This window comes from Streptomyces sp. NPDC018019, assembly GCF_044327805.1.
In the GTDB taxonomy this organism is placed as follows: domain Bacteria; phylum Actinomycetota; class Actinomycetes; order Streptomycetales; family Streptomycetaceae; genus Streptomyces.
Map to the genome: position 1 here is coordinate 1 of NZ_JBIRGD010000030.1, position 18017 is coordinate 18017.

The following is an 18017-nucleotide window of genomic DNA, read 5'->3' on the forward strand; positions in this document are numbered from 1 at the left end:
CGGTTACATTCCGAACCCGGAAGCTAAGCCTTTCAGCGCCGATGGTACTGCAGGGGGGACCCTGTGGGAGAGTAGGACGCCGCCGAACTTTTCTTCAGCTCCGGTCCCTGAACCTCTTGGTTCAGGGACCGGAGCTTTTTTGTTTTGCATGCCGAATGCTCTATGCGGATCCCGGGATCTCCATAGCGACATTGCCCCGCACCACACGGTGCGGGGCATTTTGCGTTTCAGGGGCCCTGGCCACTGCGACTTGCTGTTACGGCGTCTCCCGCGACGGGGCTGACGGCACCAGCAGGCGGTGCCCAGTTGGACAAGGACCTGGCTGAGGGGCCGGCTGCGGTGGCGGTACCGAGGACGACGTAGCCGCGCTTGCCGTAGCGGGTGGCGACGGCCTGGGTGCCGCAGTGCCGCAGGCAGTCCTGGCAGGCTGTCGCCGTAGGCATCACCTGCGGGCGATTCTGTCGGACTCCTCGTGGGGTGCTCTGTGCGGCCCAGCTGAACTACATAACCCGATCGGGGACCCTCGATGCCCCCACAAAAGCCCGCCGCGTACGTCCGTGCTCGTGATGCTCGTGAGCAATACGGACCGTCCGCAGCGGGCTTTTCGCGGCCCTACAGCCGGCCGGTGGCCTTCAAGGAGAGGTAGGCGTCCGCCAGGTCGGGGGCGAGGCGGCTCGGAGTGGAGTCGATGACCGTGATGCCGTGGCGACGCAGGCGGTCGGCGGTGCGGCGGCGGGCGGCGCGGGTCTGTTCGGCCGCGGCTGCGGCGTACACGGCCTGCGGCGTGTGCCGGGCGGCGGCCATCTCTTCGATACGAGGATCCGCCACCGCGGCGACGATGACCTCGTTGCGCTGGGTGAGGCCGGGCAGGACGGGCAGCAGCCCTTCCTCAACCGGGGCCGTGTCGAGGCCGGTGAACAGCACGATCAGGGAGCGGCGCGGCGTACTGCGGTGGATCGCGGCGGCCAGGCCGCGGGCGTCCGCCTCGACGAGTTCGGGTTCGAGGGGCGCGAGGGCCTCGGTCAGCGCGGGCAGCAGGTCGCCGGCCGCGCGTCCCTGGACGGAGGCCCGTACGCGGCGGTCGTAGGCCAGGAGGTCGACGCGGTCGCCGGCGCGGGAGGCGAGGGCGGCGAGGAGCAGGGCCGCATCCATAGAGGCGTCCAGTCGCGGTGTGTCGCCGACCCGGCCGGCGGAGGTGCGGCCTGTTTCGAGGGCCAGGAGGACGCGCCGGTCGCGTTCCGGTCGCCAGGTGCGGACGGACACGGTCTGGCGGCGCGCGGTGGCGCGCCAGTCGATGGAGCGGGTGTCGTCGCCGGGCGTGTAGTCGCGGAGGCTGTCGAATTCGGTGCCTTCGCCGCGGGTCAGGATGCTCGTACGGCCGTCCAGCTCGCGCAGCCGGGCCAGCTTTCCGGGCAGGTGCTTGCGGCTGGTGAAGGGCGGCAGGGCGCGAACGGTCCACGGGACGTGGTGGCTGCCTTGGCGGGCGGCCAGACCGAGCGGGCCGAAGGAGCGGACCGTGACGCGGACGGCGTGGTGGTCGCCGCGGCGGGTGGGGCGCAGCGTCGTCGTGACGCGGCGGCGCTCGGCGCCGGGGACATGGACGCGGTGCCGGGAAGCCAGGGACTCCGTGCCGGGACGGAAAGAGCTGGGGGGCCAGGCGTCGCGGAGCTGGGCGCGCAGTGGACGGCGGCCGGGATTGGTGACGGTGAGGTGAGTGCGGGCTTCCTGCCCGAGTCGAACAGATGTATCACCGGTTCGGGTGAACTGGAGCTTCCGCACTGGCGCGGCGAGTGTCAGGTCGCACAAAATTGCTAGCAGCAGGGCGAGTTGGACGGCGAGGATGCCGGTCCAGCCGGGCAGCAGGAGGCCGACGAAGAGGGCTCCGAGAGCGGAGATGAGTGCGGTGCGTCCGGTCAGGGCCACGGCTGGTCTCAGCGGGGGACGGGAAGGTGGGCGAGGACGGAGTTGATGACGGAGTCGGCGGTGACTCCTTCCATCTCGGCTTCCGGGCGGAGCTGGATTCGGTGCCGGAGTGTGGGCAGGGCCAGGGCCTTCACATCGTCGGGGATGACGTAGTCGCGGCCGGTGAGCCAGGCCCAGGCCCGCGAGGTGGAGAGCAGGGCGGTGGCGCCTCGGGGTGAGACGCCGAGGGAGAGCGAGGGGGATTCGCGCGTGGCACGGCAGATATCGACGATGTAACCGGTGACCTCGGGGGAGACGGCGGTCTTGGCCACCGCGGCCCGGGCCGCTTCGAGATCGGCGGGGCCCGCGACCGGACGCAGGCCGGCCGCGCCGAGGTCGCGCGGGCTGAAGCCCAGGGCGTGCCGGGCCAGGATGTCGATCTCGTCCTGGCGGGCGGGGAGCGGCACCGTCAGCTTGAGCAGGAAGCGGTCGAGTTGGGCCTCGGGCAGCGGATAGGTGCCCTCGTACTCGACGGGGTTCTGCGTGGCGGCGACGAGGAACGGCTCGGGCAGGGGACGGGGCGTCCCGTCGACGGTCACCTGGCGCTCCTCCATGGCTTCGAGCAGGGAGGCCTGGGTCTTGGGCGGCGTGCGGTTGATCTCGTCGGCGAGCAGCAGGTTGGTGAAGACCGGGCCGGGCTGGAAGGAGAATTCCGAGCTGCGCGAGTCGTAGACGAGCGAGCCGGTGACGTCGCTCGGCATCAGATCGGGGGTGAACTGAACGCGCTTGGTATCGAGGTCCAGGGTTGCCGAGAGGGCGCGTACGAGCAGCGTCTTGGCGACGCCGGGGACGCCTTCGAGCAGGACGTGACCGCGGCAGAGCAGCGCGACGACCAGGCCGGTGACGGTCGGGTCCTGGCCGACGACGGCCTTGGCGATCTCGGTACGTACGGCCTCCAGGGAGGCTCGGGCGCTGTCAGCTGTCGGGGTGCTCACGGGGGGCGTGCCTCTCTGGGGACAGGAAGGAATGTTCCAGGTTGTCGAGCTGGTCGGCCAGGGTGACCAGGGCCTTGTCGTCGGCGGGCGGCGGGCCGAAGAGCAGGGCGTGCAGGGCCGTGCCGGACGCCGCGTCGGCGGGCAGCCGCGCGGCGACGGCGGGGAGGAGGATGTCGGGGGTGTGGGCGTGCGTGGGAGCCACGCCGGTGAGCGGGGCGAGCCGGTCGCGGGTGGCGGCCCGTAGGGCGGCGGCGGCCCGGTCGCGGGCATCGGCCTGCTGGTAGAGGCGGGCGTGTCCCTCCGTCGTCTCGGCGGCGGGGACGGTGACCGGCAGCCGCTCAGGGACGAGCGGACCGAGCCGGCGGGCCCGCCAGACGCCCGCGAGCGCGGCGGCGATGAGGAGTTGCAGCAACGCCCATCGCCAGCCGGAGGGGATGAGGTCCAGGAAGCTGCGTCGGCCGTCCTGCGTGGACGAAGGGTCGCTGACCGAGGGGAGGTACCAGACCAGATGCTTGTGCGAACCGAGCAGTTGCAGGGCGAGCGAGGCGTTGCCGCGCTCGGCGAGACGGTGGTTGTAGAGGATGTCGGGCGCGCCGAGGAGGACGGCGTCGCCACCGGCCGTGGTCGGCAGGCGCAGCAGGGTGGCCTTGCCGCCGACGGGGTAGCAGTGGTCGGCCCCGGGAGCGGATGTCGAGTAGCGCAGACCGCCGAGTTCGGCGTCGCCCGCGGACCGTGCGGCGGGCAGCGTGCAGTTCGGGGACAGCGGCTCGACGCCGGCGGGTGCCCCGGCCTCGACCTTGGGAGCGAAGACGTTCAGCGCGGGCGGGCCCGGAGCGAGCAGGACGGTGCGGCCGGCGGTGCGCCCGGTGGCCTGCTGGAGGGTGCCCAGCTGGCGGCGGGTCAGCAGGTCGGGGTCGGCGACCAGCACGGTGGTGTCCGGTCCGGCCGCGGCGGCGGCCTCCTCCGTGGTGGTGACGACGCGGGTATCGATACCGCGGTCGGCGAGGAGCGCGGCGACTGCCCCGCTGCCGTTGCGGTCCACCGACCGGGGGTCGAGCCGGCCGTGCTGGTCCCCGGAGCGCAGGACCGCCAGGCCGACCCCGCCCAGGACGAGGACGAGGAGACCGGCGAGCAGTCCGCGGGAGCGGGTCCAGACGCGGCGCGTGGACGGCGCGAGGGAGGTGGTGGCGGTCGTGGCGGCGCTCATGTGCCGCTCCCGTCGAGGGCGGTGGCGGCGGTGGCCGGCTGGGGCTTGCTGTGCTGGAGGTCGGTGTCGAGGGTGCTCAGGAGGGCGTACTCCCGTTCCGTACCGGCCCGTCCGCCGTATGTGACGTCGTCGAACGTACGGGCGGCGGCACGCAGGCGCTCGGCGTGGACGGGCAGGAACCGGCCTGCCTCAGTCGCCGCCTCGTCGGCGGTACGGCCGGGACCCGGGGTGAGCAGGGCGCGTGCCTCCAGGGCGAGGACGAGACCGCGCATCCGTTCCTGGACGGCCTCGGTCCAGCGGTTGTCGGCCGCGTGCTGTTCGGCGGCGGCGCGGTGTTCGGAGGCCGTGCGAGGACGGTCCCCGAAGAGCGCGCCGCCCCCCGAAGTGGGGGTGCGGCGCAGGGCGCCCAGCCGGAGCCGCAGGGCGACGGCGAGCAGCACGATGACGAGAACGATGGCGAGGAGCCCGGCCCAGCCGCCTGGCGTGGCTCCGGCAGCGGCGTCGAAGAGATCGCCGATCCGCTCCCAGAACCAGTTCAGGGCACGCTGGAGCAGATTCGGGTCGTTCTGGTGGTACCGCGGATCGGCGAGCTCGCGCTCGGCCGCCTCACGGGCGGGCACCCGCGGAATCCGCACCGGTCCGTCATCGCCGGAGCCCGTCATCAGACGGGCGAGCACGGCTGTCCTCCCCGCAACCGTCACCGCATCAGCTTCCCGGTGTGGTGCCGGCGGGGCCCTGGCCGGTGCTGTCGGACCCGGTGCCGTGCGTACCGGGAGTCTGCGGCGCGGGTACGTCCGCGCCGTAGCCGGGCAGGCCGGCGGCGCGGGCGAGCTCCAGGTCGAGCGCCTCGCGGCGGATCCGCTGGTCCATGTAGAGGAGCGCCGTGACGCCCGCGCTGATGGGGTAGGTGACCGCGGAAGCGATCACGGCGCCGACGGCCAGCACGATCAGGAACGTCCAGCTGGCGCCGCCCGCACCGTTGGTCCACGCCGTGAGGCTCTCGCCGCTGACGAGGACGGCGACGATCGTGGCCGGAACCTGGACGATCATCTGGACGACGACGATCAGCACGTACGTGAGGAGCTGTACGCCCAGGATCCGCCACCACGCGCCGCGCACCAGTTTGGCCGAGCGCCGCATGGAGGCGATGACGCCCTGCTTCTCCAGCATCAGCGCCGGGGCGGCGAGGCTGAAGCGGACCCACAGCCAGATGCCCACGACGATCGCGCCGAGACCGCCGAGCAGGCTGAGCAGCACACCGGGACCGGGCGCGCCCACCGCGGCGACGATGATGCCTGGCACCGTGCCCAGGCCGACGACGACCGAGAAGATCAGGGGCAGCAGGAGCAGCAGTCCGACCAGCCGCGGCAGCCGGCTCCGGGCGTCCCGCCAGGCTTCCCCGGCCGACACCGAACGTCCCAGGACCGCCCGGCTGACGACGATGGTGAGCAGCGCGGTGACGACGATCGTCCCGAGCAGTCCGATGAGCGAGGTGAGGGCGCTGCCGACAAAGGTGTTGTCGACCGCGTCCATGGCCTCGCTCAGGGAGGCGTCGGGGTTGTTCTCCAGCGCGGAGAGGTTCCCGGCGTTACGGAACCAGAGACCGGTGACGACCGTGTTCGCGGCCTGCGCGAGCACCGCCACGACCAGCGAGATGCCCAGGACGGTGCGCCAGTGGGCGCGCATGGTGGAGACCGCGCCGTCGAGGATCTCGCCGACGCCGAGTGGGCGGAGCGGGATCACGCCCGGCTTCGCGGCGGGCGGCGGCGCCCAGGGAGCGCCCCAGCCCGGCCGTCCGCCCCAGTTCGGCTGGCCGCCCCAGCCGGGCTGCTGCCCGCCCCAGCCGCCTTGGCCGCCGGGGCCGATGCCCTGCGGGCCGGGTCCGGCCGGTCCGCTGCGGCCGGAGCCGCCGGTGGGCGCGGACCACTGGGCGGCGGGAGGCTGCTCCTTGGACCACTGCGGCGGGACCGAGGAGTCGCCGGACTCGGCGGCACCGGTCTGGCCCGCGGGTTCCGCGGAGCCTGCCGGGCCGGCGGGACCGGCCGTGTCGGCCGGGGCGTCCGCTCCGGTCCGGCCCTCGGCGGGCCGGTCCTGCGCGGCGCGGTCCGGCTCGTCGGAAGGGGAGGATCCGGGCGAGGCCCAGCCCGGAGAGTTGTTCATCGTCGCTCCTTCATGCTTCCCGCCCGTTCGAACGGGCGGGGTCCGACGTCCGCAGTGCCTGTCATCGTGTCATGGCGCGCAGGCCCGCGTCCCCGGGCCCTTGTCCGGAGGAGCGCCCTTGTACGGGGGAGCCCTTCTGCTCCGCCCGTCGTCGGCGGCAGACTGGGCGGATGGCCGATCGCTACGAGAAGTCCGAGGCGGGCGCCGACGCTCCCGTGGTTCCGTCACTTCGTTGGGAGGAGCTTCCCGAGGGGCCCGTACTGGTTCTCCTCGATCAGACACGGCTGCCGTCCGAAGAGGTCGAACTGGTTTGCACGGACGTGCCGGCGCTGGTGCAGGCGATCCGCACGCTGGCTGTGCGCGGCGCTCCGCTGCTGGGCATCGCCGGGGCGTACGGCGTCGCCCTCGCCGCGGCGCGGGGATTCGACGTGGCCGACGCGGCCGGCACCCTGGCGCACGCCCGCCCCACGGCGGTCAACCTCGAATACGGCGTGCGAAGGGCCGCCGACGCCTACCGGGCCGCCGTCGAGGACGGAGCTGACCGTGAGCGGGCCGCCGCCGCAGCGCTGGCCGAGGCGCGCGCCGTGCACGCGGAGGACGCCGAGGCCAGCAGGAAGATGGCCGCGCACGGGCTGGCGCTGCTGGGCGAGCTGCTGCCCGGCGGCGGGCACCGCATCCTCACCCACTGCAACACCGGAGCGCTGGTGTCCGGCGGCGAGGGGACCGCCCTGGCGGTGGCGCTGGCGGCGCACCGGGCCGGTGAACTGCGGCGGCTGTGGGTGGACGAGACACGGCCCCTCCTACAGGGCACGCGGCTGACCGCGTACGAGGCGGCGCGTACGGGCATGCCGTACACCCTGCTCGCGGACGGGGCCGCAGGGTCGCTCTTCGCGGCGGGCGAGGTGGACGCCGTACTGATCGGCGCGGACCGGATAACGGCGGACGGCTCCGTCGCCAACAAGGTGGGGAGCTATCCGCTGGCGGTACTGGCCCGCTACCACCACGTACCGTTCGTGGTGGTGGCGCCGACCAGCACGGTGGATCTGGACACGGCGGACGGCGCGCTCATCGAGGTGGAACAGCGGCCTGGACACGAGGTGACGGAAATCGCGGCTCCGTACGTGCCCGGCGCCGGGACGGAAGCCGGCACCGGTGTGCCGGTGGCTCCGCTGGGCGCGCTGGCCTACAACCCGGCCTTCGACGTGACGCCGGCCGATCTGGTGACGGCGATCGTCACGGAGGCCGGAGTGGCCTCACCGGTCACTCCGGACGGCTTGGCGGACCTGTGTTCCACATCACGATTGGGTAAGTCACGATCAGGTAATGGGATGATGGCCGAATGAAGGGACGCGTCCTGGTCGTCGACGACGACACCGCACTGGCAGAGATGCTCGGCATCGTGCTGCGCGGCGAAGGCTTTGAACCGTCGTTCGTCTCCGACGGCGACAAGGCGCTCGCCGTCTTCCGGGAGACCAAGCCGGACCTCGTGCTGCTCGACCTCATGCTGCCCGGGAGGGACGGCATAGAGGTGTGCCGGCTGATCCGGGCCGAGTCCGGTGTGCCGATCGTCATGCTGACCGCGAAGAGTGACACGGTCGACGTGGTGGTCGGCCTGGAGTCGGGTGCGGACGACTACATCGTCAAGCCGTTCAAGCCCAAGGAGCTGGTGGCCCGTATCCGGGCACGGCTGCGCCGCTCGGAGGAACCGGCGCCCGAGCAGCTGGCCATCGGGGACCTCGTCATCGACGTGGCGGGGCACTCGGTCAAGCGCAACGGCCAGTCGATAGCGCTGACGCCGCTGGAGTTCGACCTGCTGGTGGCGCTGGCCCGGAAGCCGTGGCAGGTCTTCACCCGCGAGGTGCTGCTCGAACAGGTCTGGGGCTACCGGCACGCCGCCGACACCCGGCTCGTCAACGTTCACGTGCAGCGGCTGCGCTCCAAGGTCGAAAAGGACCCGGAGCGCCCGGAGATCGTGGTGACCGTGCGTGGCGTCGGCTATAAGGCCGGGCCCAACTGATATGACCCGGGACGGTTCGGCCCCGGAGGACGAGCGGGGGCGGGCCGTCCGCACGGCAGGCGATATGTCGCTTTTCGGGAGCTTTTTCGGTCGGCTGCCCAGGAGGAAGGGCGGGCAGGTGACCGGGCAGGCCGACGGGGAGGCGAACGGGACGGCGGCGAACGGCCGGGTGCCCGGGCGCCGGACGACCCGGACGACAGGGCCTGACGACGGCCCCGGGAACACTGACGGGCAGAGCGTGGCGGACGAGCGCGCGGAGCGTACGGAGGACGGCGTGCGCGCCGCACGGAACGCCGAGCGCGCCGCGGAGGACACCGCACGGCCCGCTCCCCGCCCCGGACGGGCGGAGCGGCCCGGGGACCGGCTCCGGGCGATGCCCGCGCGCCTGCTGTCCGACGGGGCCACCGCCGGCCCGGTCCACCCCATGCTGCGCCTCTTCGGCCGCTGGATACGCCGTCCACTGCTGCCCGCGCTGCGCCTCTGGCGCCGAAACATCCAGCTCCGCGTGGTCGCCACGACCCTGCTGATGTCGCTGGGTGTGGTGCTGCTGCTCGGCGTCGTGGTCATCGGGCAGGTCCGTAACGGACTGCTGGAGGCCAAGCGGCAGGCCGCGCAGAGCCAGGCGGCCGGCGGGTTCGCCGTGGCGCAGAAGCTGGCCGACGGCGCCACCGACGGCCGTGGCGACGACCCCGTACGCTCCGGCAGCCGCGGCTCGCAGGACTCCGCGACCTGGCTGACCAGCCTGGTCGAACAGCTCGCCAGTGGCGGTCAGGGCGTCTTCTCCGTGGTGGCGCTCAGCTCCGGGTCGGCCGTCGAGGAGCCCTTCGGGGACAGCAGCCCGGACACCCGCGGCCCGCGCGCCTCCGGGGACGTCGACCCCGAACGCAGCGTGCCCGCCGAGATGCGCCGGATGCTCGACACCAAGACCGGCACCTTCCGCCAGTCCACGCAGATCAAGCGGGTCGGGTCGGAGGAGGGCGAGCCGGCGATCATCATCGGCAAGCGGCTGAACGACGTCAACAGCAACCCGTACCAGCTCTACTACCTCTTCCCGTTCAGCCAGGAGGAGAAGTCGCTCAGTCTGGTAAAGGGGACCCTGGCGACGGCCGGAGTGTTCGTCGTGGTGCTGCTCGGCGCGATCGCCTGGCTGGTGGTCCGGCAGGTCGTCACGCCCGTACGGATGGCGGCGGGCATCTCCGAGCGGCTGGCCGCCGGGCTCCTTCAGGAACGGATGAAGGTCACCGGCGAGGACGACATCGCCCGGCTCGGCGAGTCCTTCAACAAGATGGCGCAGAACCTCCAGGTCAAGATCCAGCAGCTGGAGGAGCTGTCCCGGATGCAGCGGCGGTTCGTCTCCGACGTGTCGCACGAGCTGCGGACGCCGCTGACGACCGTCCGGATGGCCGCCGACGTCATCCACGACGCGCGCGAGGACTTCGATCCGGTGACCGCGCGCTCCGCCGAGCTGCTGCGCGGACAGCTCGACCGCTTCGAGTCGCTGCTCGCCGAGCTGCTGGAGATCAGCCGCTTCGACGCCGGCGCGGCGGCCCTGGAGGCCGAGCCGATCGACCTGCGGGACGTGGTGCACCGGGTCATCGAGGGCGCCGAGCCGCTGGCGGAGCGCAAGGGCACCCGGTTCGTGGTGCGCGGCGCCGAGCAGCCGGTGATCGCGGAGGCGGACACCCGCCGGGTCGAGCGGGTGCTGCGCAACCTCGTCGTGAACGCGGTGGAGCACGGCGAAGGCCGGGACGTGGTGGTGCGGCTGGCCGCGGCCGGCGGCAAGAACGGTGGCGCGGTGGCCATCGCCGTACGCGATTACGGCGTGGGCCTCAAGCCGGGGGAGGCGGCCCGGGTGTTCAACCGCTTCTGGCGCGCGGATCCGGCGCGGGCCCGTACGACCGGCGGTACGGGTCTGGGCCTGTCGATCGCGGTGGAGGACGCGCGGTTGCACGGCGGCTGGCTGCAGGCGTGGGGCGAGCCGGGCGGCGGCTCACAGTTCCGGCTGACGCTGCCCCGTACGGCCGGGGAGGCGCTGCGGGGCTCGCCGATTCCGCTGGAGCCGGAGGACTCGCGGCGCAACCGGGAGGCGGCCCGTTCGGGGCTGCCGCGTGGCGCGGCGGCGGTGCGGACGGCGGCTGCCATCCCGCCGCAGCAGCGGCTGGCGGAGCCGTGGCCGCTGGAGCCGCGCACTCCGGCGCAACGGTCGGTGGGGACGGGTGCTGATGGTGCTGAGGATTCCGGTGGTGCGGGTGGTCCCGGTGGTGGGGGCGACGGCGTACGGGAGAGTGGCGTACGCGGTGATGGCGTACGCGGTGATGGCGTGAGCGGTAACGGCGTACGCGGTGACGGCGTACGCGGTGGTGCGACCCGCGAGTTCGACGGCGCGTCGGGGGATGGCGCCGGGCGCGGCCTGAACCGGGAGAACGGGGACGGAGCGGGCGCGGAGCGGGAGGACGAGGTTCGTGGGCGCTGAAACGGGCGCCGGGACGGGCGTTGGGATGAACGCTGGGACGGGCGCTGAGGCGCGTGCCGAGGTGCGTGAGGAGTCGTTGCGCGCCGGAGTGAGTGTCGTGGTGCACGCCGGGGGCGAGGAACGGGCGCGGGGCCGTTCTCGGGCGCGCCTGGGGTTGCGCGGCCGGGCCGAGGACAAGGCTGGGGGCAAGGCCGCTCGCATGTCCGGCGGCAAGGGCCTCCGTATGGGTGCGGTGCTCGGCTGTGGTGCGTTGCTGCTGGCAGGGTGCGCGTCGATGCCCGACAGCGGGGACATGCAGGCGGTCGACCAGTCGCCGCGCGCGGAGGCCGACTCGCAGGTACGGGTCTACGGCGTGCCGCCGCAGGACGGGGCGCAGCCGACCGAGATCGTCAGTGGCTTCCTCGACGCGACGACGAGCGACGAGGTGGACTTCAGCACGGCCGTGCAGTACCTGGCCAAGTCGGCCAAGAAGACCTGGCGGCCGTTCTCGGGGACGACGGTGCTCCAACAGCGTCCGGCGGCCGAGCCCGTGGGGCAGGCCAACCGTGAGGACCCGAACGGCTACACGATCACGCTGTCCGGCAGTCAGGTCGCCACCGTCGACCGTAACCACGCCTATACGCCGGAGGAGAAGGCGTACGAGCAGACCATCCACCTGACCAAGGAGGACGGTCAGTGGCGGATCGACCGGTTGCCGAACGGGCTGGTGCTCGGGCAGTCCGACTTCCAGCGCATCTACCGGTCCGTCAACAAGTACTACTTCGCCGACTACAAGTCGGAGGCGCAGTCGGCCGAGGCGGGCCGGAACGTACTGGTCGCCGACCCCGTCTACCTGCGGCAGCGAATAGACCCGGTCACCGCGAGCGTGGCCGCGCTGCTGGAAGGGCCCACGAACTGGCTGAATCAGGTCACTGCTTCGGCGTTCCCGACGGGCACCGCGCTCAAGAGCAGTGGCTTGTCGCTCGACGATTCCAACGCGCTGCGGGTGAAGCTCAGCAAGCGGGCTGCCGCCGCCGGGGCGGAACAGTGCCGGCGGATGGCGGCGCAGCTGTTCTTCACCGTCCAGGACATCACCCGGGCGTCGAAGATCAGCGAGGTGGAACTCCAGAACGAGCGGGGCGGTCGGCTGTGCGTCCTGTCACAGGAGCGGGCCAACAGCGAATTCGCGCCACGCAGGCACGTCGGGCGGTCCGTCCAGGAGTACTTCATCGCCACTGACCAGAAGGTGGTCAGCATGCCGGACACGACCACGCAACCGCGGCCGGTTCCGGGCCCGTTCGGCAGCGGCAAGACGCCGCTGAGCTCCATCGCGATCTCGCGCGACGAGGGCACCGCGGCGGGCGTCTCGGCCGACGGCAGGTCGCTGTACGTGGCGCCGCTGGAGTACGGCGCCGAGCGCGGCCCGGCGTTGCTGCACAGCACCGCCGAGAACGGGTTCTCGGCGCCCAGTTGGGACGGCCTGGGAGACCTGTGGATAGCGGACCGGAGCGACAAGGGGTCGCGGCTGCTGCGGCTGCGCGGCGGCAAGGGAGCGCCGGACGTGGTGACGGTGCCCGGCCTCGGTGACCGGCGGATCAAGTCGATCAAGGTGGCGTCGGACGGCATCCGGATCGCGGTGCTGGTCGAGGACAAGGGACGTACGACGCTGCAGCTGGGCCGGGTCGAACGTGGCGGGACGGCGCAGCACCCGGTGCTGTCGGTGGAGGAACTGCGCCCGGTGGCGCCGCAGTTGGAGGACGTGGTGGCGGCGTCCTGGGCGGGCGGCAGTCGGCTGGTGGTCGTCGGCAGGCAGTCCGGCGGGGTGCAGCAGATGCAGTACATGGAGACGGACGGTTCGGCGTCGAGCGCGCAGACGCTGCCCGGCGTCAACGGCGTCAAGACGGTGACGGCTTCGGAGGACGAGACCCGGCCGCTGATCGCCGACGGGGCCGAGGGCATCGTGCGGCTGCCGCAGGACGCGAACTGGAAAACGGTGGCGAAGGACGGGAAGGCGCCGGTTTATCCGGGGTGAGGGGCGGGGGCGCCGGGCGGCCAGGGCGGTCGGATGATCTGGGCGGCTGGGCGGCTGGGCGGCTGGGCGGCTGGGCGGCTGGGCGGCTGGGCGAGCAGGGGACCGGGTGAGCGAGGGAACGCGGCGACCGGGCGAGTGGGGTCTTCGGGCGGCCGGGTGAGTGGTCGGGGGCTGGTCCGGGCTTCGGGGTTGCAGGGTGGGCGGCGACGGAGGCCGGTTCGGCCTTGAGGTGAGTGCGGTCAGTGCCGTCGCGGGTTGGAGGGGTAAGGGCCTGGCGTTGAGTCCGTGCCCGGGGCGAATCCGCTCTTGAGGCGCCGTTTTGCCTGGTCAGGGCCGCAACGGGGGCATGCTCGTACATCCCCGTCATCCGAGTTATCCACAGGGGGTGGTGCCCCTCCCCACCCCGCGGGACAGTAGATCCATGCGCGGCGTATGGCGAGAAATCACCGGCCTGGTACTACCGGTGGACTGCGCGGGGTGCGGCCGTCCTCGTACGGAACTGTGCGAGGAATGCCACCAGGCGCTGATCCGAGGGGCGAGGGGGAGTGGGGGTGGGGGAGGGGGAGGCCCCCGGGGCCCCCGGAGAGTGCGCCCGAGCCCCGCCCCGCCCCGTCTCCCGCCCACCTATGCGGCGGCCGCGGGGCGCGCTCCGCAAGGACTGCGGGGGTTCCAGAGCATGAGGTTGGGGACCTGAGGGCGGTTGGCGGCGGGGCGCGCTCCGTCAGGACTGCGGGGGTTCCAGGGCCTGAGGTTGGGGACCTGAGGGCGGTTGGCGGCGGGGCGCGCTCCGTCGGGACAGCGGGGGCTTCGGGGGCTGAGGCCGGCGGCCGAAGGGCGGCTGGTGGGGCCCGTTCCATTGGGGCTGCTGAGGCAGGGGGCGCTGGCTCCGGTGCGGCGGACGGCGGTGCTGGGGCTGTGGAGACCGAGGGTGATCGACTCTCCCCTTCCGGCGCATCCCGCCAGGCCGGGGCTGCCACCCCCGTCAGTGCCACCCCCGCCACCCCCCTCCTCCTCGTCCCCGTCCCCTCCGCCGCGCGGGCCGTGGCGGGGCGGGGGCATGATCCGGTGCGGCGGATGGCGCTGGCGGCGGCTCGGGACCTTCGGCGGAGTGGGGTGCCCGTTCGGGTACTCACCGTGCTGCGGCAGCGGCGTACGGTGGTGGACCAGGCGGGCCTCAGCGCCCGTCAGCGCCTGGCCAACGTCTCCGGGGCCCTGACCGTCGTTGCCGGAGCCGGACGGCTGGTGGCGGCCGCCCCGGTGGTGCTGGTGGACGATCTGATGACCACCGGGGCGTCGCTGGCGGAAGCGGCGCGGGCGGTCCGGGCGGCCGGCGGGAGGGTGGTGGGGGCGGGTGTCGTGGCAGCGCCGCGGAGTGCTTTCGAAATCAACTGGAACTGACCGCGAAAATTCATCGTTGCAGGTAACGAGGGCGAAAAGGCACCCAAACGGAGCTAGTACCAGCCAGGGGGTGCCGTCACCCGCCCGAGAGAGCTATGTTCGGTTGTGAGGACTTGGCAGACGCTTTGCCTCAGATGCCGGATAGGTGCGTTTACGGGTGTTTGCGGGGACCCTGAAGTCACGGGAGTGAGGACCCTGCCGACGGGGGAGGAGGAGGTGAAAGTCGCCAAGTCCGAGGCTTCGGCACTCACCGGAGCCTGGTGCAAGAAGGAATCGCTCCGCGCGCCGAGCGGGGCGATCCGGGAACGGAGTTCTGCGTGGACATCGTCGTCAAGGGCCGCAAGACCGAGGTGCCCGAGCGGTTCCGCAAGCACGTGGCCGAGAAGCTGAAGCTGGACAAGGTCCAGAAGCTCGACGGCAAGGTGATCAGCCTGGACGTCGAGGTGTCCAAGGAGCCCAACCCCCGGCAGGCCGACCGTTCCGACCGAGTGGAGATCACGCTCCGCTCCCGAGGCCCGGTGGTACGGGCCGAGGCGGCCGCCGCCGATCCCTACGCCGCGCTCGACCTGGCCACGGCCAAGCTGGAGGCGCGGCTGCGCAAGCAGCACGACAAGCGCCACTCGCGGCGCGGCACCGGACGCATCCCGGCGAGCGACGTCGCGGTCAGCGTGCCGGACGCGGCCAAGCTGGACGAGAGCGGCCGGCTGGCCGTGGACGGCGAGCCGCACGAGACGGTGCCGACGACGCGGATGGGCTCGCTGGAGATCCAGGGTGAAGGGCCCCTGGTCGTCCGCGAGAAGACCCACGCCGCGGCGCCGATGACCCTCAACCAGGCGCTGTACGAGATGGAGCTGGTCGGACACGACTTCTACCTGTTCGTCGACGCCGAGACCAAGCAGCCGAGTGTCGTCTACCGGCGGCACGCCTACGACTACGGCGTCATCCACCTGAACCCCGACTCGTTCGGGGGAGAGGAGCCCGGTGGCGCCGGTGGGGCGCTCGGCGGCTGACGGCCGCTGAAGTGGTGCCCCCGGCGTACGCCCGGGGGCACCATTGCGCCTGCGGGGGGCAGGAGTTGAGGCCGTATAGTGTTTGTGCCAGCCAGGGAGCTTGTGAGCACGAAATGGCGACATGCCGGGGAGACGGTTGTATGGCGTTGTTCGGGCTGGCCGCAGAGGGCTGTTGTCAACCAGCCTTAGATCCAAACTCTGGCCTTCACCGGCCGAGTAGTTGACGGGGAGGAACGATGGGGGACAGCTTCGGGCCCGTGCACGGCGGAGCGGACGACGGCGGGTTCGGCGTCGGCGACGGTTCCGGCATGGACGCGAGCATGTCGCGCAAGGAGCCGATCAGGGTCCTGGTCGTCGACGACCACGCGCTCTTCCGCAGGGGCTTGGAGATCGTGCTCGCCCATGAAGAGGACATCCAGGTCGTCGGCGAGGCCGGGGACGGCGCCGAGGCGGTGGACAAGGCGGCCGACCTGCTGCCCGACATCGTGCTGATGGACGTACGGATGCCCCGGCGCGGCGGCATCGAAGCGTGCACCTCCATCAAGGAGGTGGCCCCCAGCGCGAAGATCATCATGCTGACGATCAGCGACGAGGAGGCGGACCTCTACGACGCGATCAAGGCCGGCGCCACCGGCTACCTCCTCAAGGAGATCTCCACGGACGAGGTGGCCACCGCGATCCGCGCGGTCGCGGACGGCCAGTCCCAGATCAGCCCGTCCATGGCGTCCAAGCTGCTGACCGAGTTCAAGTCGATGATCCAGCGCACCGACGAGCGGCGCCTCGTGCCGGCGCCCCGGCTCACCGACCGGGAGCTGGAGGTCCTCAAGCTGGTGGCCACGGGCATGAACAACCGGGACATCGCCAAAGAGCTGTTCATCTCCGAGAACACCGTCAAGAACCACGTCCGCAACATCCTGGAGAAGCTGCAGCTGCACTCCCGGATGGAAGCGGTGGTGTACGCGATGCGGGAGAAGATCCTGGAGATCCGCTGAGGGGTCCGGTCTCCTGGGCCGCTCCGCTCGCGGTCTGTCCGTTCACGGAATGCCCGGTTCGCGGGCTGTCCAGTTCACGGACTGTCCGGCTCACGGACCGTTCGGGGGCTGCCCCGCTCGCGGACTGTCCCGTGTACGGGGATCCGCTCATACGGGTGACGGCAGCCCCGTCAGGGGCGCCTCTCGGCGCCCCGGCCGGTCAGCCCTGCTCCCACCCCCTCACGACAGCTCCGCCACCAGCGCCGCCTTTAGCCCGGCGTCGTCGCAGCGCTCGATCCGTACGGCATCGCAGCCGACCCACTGGGCGGCCTCCGTCAGGGCCTGGGCCATCGGCCGTACGGCCTTGGCGTCCCGCATCGACACCTGGCGGGCGATGAGCGTGCTCCCCTCGCGGGCCGGGTCCACCCGCCCGGCGAGCCGGCCGCCGGCCAGCAGCGGCATCGCGAAATAGCCGTGTATCCGCTTGGGGCGCGGGACGTACGCCTCCAGGCGGTGGGTGAAGTCGAAGATCCGGGCCGTACGCGGGCGGTCCCAGATGAGGGAGTCGAACGGCGACAGGAGCGTCGTACGGTGCCGGCCGCGCGGTGCGGTGGACAGGGCGGCGGGGTCCGCCCAGGCGGGCCTGCCCCAGCCCTCGACCTCGACCGGGACCAGGCCTGTCTCCTCGATCACGGCGTCCACCTGCTCGTTCTTGAGGCGGTGGTAGTCGGCGAGGTCCGCGCGGGTGGCCACCCCCATCGCGGCGCCGGCCTGGGCGACCAGGCGGCGTATGCACTCGGTGTCGTCCAGGTCGTCGTGCAGCAGGTCGTCCGGGATGGCGCGCTCGGCGAGGTCGTACACCCGCTTCCAGGCGCGGCGCTCCGTGCACACCACCTCCCCGGTGTCCAGCAGCCACTCCACCGCGATCTTGGTCTCGGACCAGTCCCACCACTCGCCGCCCTTGCGGCCCCCGCCCAGGTCGGAGGTGGTCAGCGGACCGTCGGCCTTCAGCCGGTCCAGTACGGCGGCGCAGGAGCCCTCGCGGTCCTCCATCAGGTGCCAGCGGTGCCCCCTGGCGCGCATCGCCCGGCGCCGGAAGGCGAAGTGCGGCCACTCCTCGACCGGCAGGATGCAGGCGGCGTGCGACCAGTACTCGAAGCTGTGCCCGCCCGACCAGTAGGCGGACTCGACGGCGGGGCGGCCGACGGCACCGAGCCGGGCGTACGGGATCAGCTCGTGGGAGCGGGCCAGGACCGAGATCGTGTCGAGCTGCACCGCGCCCAGCCGCCGCAGCACGCCCCGCACGCCCGCGCGGCGGTCCGGCGCGCCCAGAAAACCTTGGGCACGCAGGGCCAGGCGCCGGGCGTCATCGGCGGACAGGGAGGTCACGGGCTTCGGCGTCACGGACTTGGCGGGCGTGGCTGCTGTCATGAGGTCAGCGTAGGAGCCACCACTGACAACGCCCGGTGCCGACGGCCGGCGGGCCGCGTCGGCGCGAGCCGGCGGGCCCGTACGCGAACTCGTCTGCCGGCGGACGGCAGATGGGGTGCCGGGGAGGACATCCCCAGGCCGATGGGGAGCAGCGGACCGACCCGGGCACCGCGCGGCGGTAGTGGACGCCGGTGCGCCAGTCCTCCTGGCTCAGCCTGCCTAGGCATCCGATGCAGTCGTACGCCTGTGCCATCTCGAACGGGGACACTGCGGCCGTCCAGCGCGGTACGGAGCCGTCACGGCCCGCGCGGTACCCGGGGAACCGGACGCACCCCATACGGGACGCACCCCATACGGGACGCACCCCATCCCGAACGCACCCCATCCCGGGAGTGTGCGGAGCCCTGCGCCGCGAGCGAGTGTTTTCTCACGCACGACCGGC

14 protein-coding genes and 1 rRNA gene are annotated in these 18017 nt (G+C 72.3%); 8 read left to right on the forward strand and 7 right to left on the reverse strand.

Annotated elements, in window-relative coordinates; all coding sequences use genetic code 11:
* Window positions 1-88 (forward strand): 5S ribosomal RNA (gene rrf, locus ACH4FX_RS35055); the annotation flags it as partial.
* Between the two features lie 139 nt (window positions 89-227).
* On the opposite strand, the gene ACH4FX_RS35060 is transcribed toward rrf, so the two are convergent.
* The 6 genes from ACH4FX_RS35060 to ACH4FX_RS35085 all read right to left on the reverse strand — a co-directional run bounded on the left by ACH4FX_RS35060 (window position 228) and on the right by ACH4FX_RS35085 (window position 6264).
* Window positions 228-443, reverse strand: coding sequence for a hypothetical protein (locus ACH4FX_RS35060; RefSeq protein WP_398485502.1), 216 nt, complete (start codon window positions 441-443; stop codon window positions 228-230).
* A gap of 169 nt (window positions 444-612) precedes the next feature.
* Complete coding sequence (locus tag ACH4FX_RS35065) at window positions 613-1923, reverse strand: DUF58 domain-containing protein (RefSeq protein ID WP_398485503.1); 1311 nt, start codon at window positions 1921-1923, stop codon at window positions 613-615.
* 8 nt (window positions 1924-1931) lie between these two features.
* Window positions 1932-2897 (reverse strand): AAA family ATPase, encoded by a 966-nt coding sequence (locus tag ACH4FX_RS35070; RefSeq protein ID WP_398485504.1) that lies wholly within the window; start codon window positions 2895-2897, stop codon window positions 1932-1934.
* Window positions 2878-4104, reverse strand: coding sequence for a DUF4350 domain-containing protein (locus ACH4FX_RS35075; RefSeq protein ID WP_398485505.1), 1227 nt, complete (start codon window positions 4102-4104; stop codon window positions 2878-2880). Before ACH4FX_RS35075 ends, ACH4FX_RS35070 begins: the two co-directional genes overlap by 20 nt.
* The gene (locus tag ACH4FX_RS35080; protein ID WP_398485579.1) at window positions 4101-4766 is read right to left on the reverse strand and encodes a DUF4129 domain-containing protein; all 666 of its coding nucleotides are present in this window, start codon (window positions 4764-4766) and stop codon (window positions 4101-4103) included. Before ACH4FX_RS35080 ends, ACH4FX_RS35075 begins: the two co-directional genes overlap by 4 nt.
* A 43-nt stretch (window positions 4767-4809) precedes the next feature.
* Window positions 4810-6264 carry a hypothetical protein gene (locus tag ACH4FX_RS35085; RefSeq protein WP_398485506.1) on the reverse strand — a complete coding sequence of 485 codons (1455 nt, stop codon included), beginning with the start codon at window positions 6262-6264 and terminating at the stop codon, window positions 4810-4812.
* Window positions 6265-6434: 170 nt separating this feature from the next.
* On the opposite strand from ACH4FX_RS35085, the gene mtnA reads away from it, so the two are divergent.
* From mtnA to ACH4FX_RS35120, 7 genes are all read left to right on the forward strand, one after another.
* On the forward strand, window positions 6435-7607 hold the full coding sequence (mtnA, locus tag ACH4FX_RS35090; protein WP_398485507.1) for an S-methyl-5-thioribose-1-phosphate isomerase: 1173 nt from the start codon (window positions 6435-6437) through the stop codon (window positions 7605-7607).
* Complete coding sequence (mtrA, locus tag ACH4FX_RS35095) at window positions 7604-8281, forward strand: two-component system response regulator MtrA (RefSeq protein WP_398485508.1); 678 nt, start codon at window positions 7604-7606, stop codon at window positions 8279-8281. The genes mtnA and mtrA overlap by 4 nt, the downstream gene beginning before the upstream one ends.
* A 373-nt stretch (window positions 8282-8654) precedes the next feature.
* Window positions 8655-10754 carry an MtrAB system histidine kinase MtrB gene (gene mtrB / locus ACH4FX_RS35100; protein WP_398485580.1) on the forward strand — a complete coding sequence of 700 codons (2100 nt, stop codon included), beginning with the start codon at window positions 8655-8657 and terminating at the stop codon, window positions 10752-10754.
* Between the two features lie 199 nt (window positions 10755-10953).
* The gene (locus ACH4FX_RS35105; RefSeq protein ID WP_398485581.1) at window positions 10954-12765 is read left to right on the forward strand and encodes an LpqB family beta-propeller domain-containing protein; all 1812 of its coding nucleotides are present in this window, start codon (window positions 10954-10956) and stop codon (window positions 12763-12765) included.
* A gap of 759 nt (window positions 12766-13524) precedes the next feature.
* Window positions 13525-14163, forward strand: coding sequence for a ComF family protein (locus ACH4FX_RS35110; protein ID WP_398485582.1), 639 nt, complete (start codon window positions 13525-13527; stop codon window positions 14161-14163).
* Window positions 14164-14480: 317 nt separating this feature from the next.
* The gene (gene hpf, locus ACH4FX_RS35115; protein ID WP_398485509.1) at window positions 14481-15173 is read left to right on the forward strand and encodes a ribosome hibernation-promoting factor, HPF/YfiA family; all 693 of its coding nucleotides are present in this window, start codon (window positions 14481-14483) and stop codon (window positions 15171-15173) included.
* A gap of 236 nt (window positions 15174-15409) precedes the next feature.
* Window positions 15410-16165 (forward strand): response regulator, encoded by a 756-nt coding sequence (locus ACH4FX_RS35120; RefSeq protein ID WP_398485510.1) that lies wholly within the window; start codon window positions 15410-15412, stop codon window positions 16163-16165.
* Window positions 16166-16384: 219 nt separating this feature from the next.
* Here the strand turns inward: ACH4FX_RS35120 and ACH4FX_RS35125 are convergent, their stop codons facing one another.
* Window positions 16385-17575 (reverse strand): winged helix-turn-helix domain-containing protein, encoded by a 1191-nt coding sequence (locus tag ACH4FX_RS35125; RefSeq protein ID WP_398485511.1) that lies wholly within the window; start codon window positions 17573-17575, stop codon window positions 16385-16387.
* Window positions 17576-18017 lie beyond the last annotated feature (442 nt).

Coding starts and splice junctions, on each gene's coding strand:
- mtnA (WP_398485507.1), top strand. CDS start 6,435: ATGGCCGATCGCTACGAGAAGTCCGAGGCGGGCGCCGACGCTCCCGTG.
- mtrB (WP_398485580.1), top strand. CDS start 8,655: ATGCCCGCGCGCCTGCTGTCCGACGGGGCCACCGCCGGCCCGGTCCAC.
- ACH4FX_RS35085 (WP_398485506.1), bottom strand. CDS start 6,264: ATGAACAACTCTCCGGGCTGGGCCTCGCCCGGATCCTCCCCTTCCGAC.
- ACH4FX_RS35125 (WP_398485511.1), bottom strand. CDS start 17,575: ATGACAGCAGCCACGCCCGCCAAGTCCGTGACGCCGAAGCCCGTGACC.
- ACH4FX_RS35060 (WP_398485502.1), bottom strand. CDS start 443: ATGCCTACGGCGACAGCCTGCCAGGACTGCCTGCGGCACTGCGGCACC.
- ACH4FX_RS35105 (WP_398485581.1), top strand. CDS start 10,954: ATGTCCGGCGGCAAGGGCCTCCGTATGGGTGCGGTGCTCGGCTGTGGT.
- ACH4FX_RS35120 (WP_398485510.1), top strand. CDS start 15,410: ATGGGGGACAGCTTCGGGCCCGTGCACGGCGGAGCGGACGACGGCGGG.
- ACH4FX_RS35080 (WP_398485579.1), bottom strand. CDS start 4,766: ATGACGGGCTCCGGCGATGACGGACCGGTGCGGATTCCGCGGGTGCCC.
- mtrA (WP_398485508.1), top strand. CDS start 7,604: ATGAAGGGACGCGTCCTGGTCGTCGACGACGACACCGCACTGGCAGAG.
- ACH4FX_RS35075 (WP_398485505.1), bottom strand. CDS start 4,104: ATGAGCGCCGCCACGACCGCCACCACCTCCCTCGCGCCGTCCACGCGC.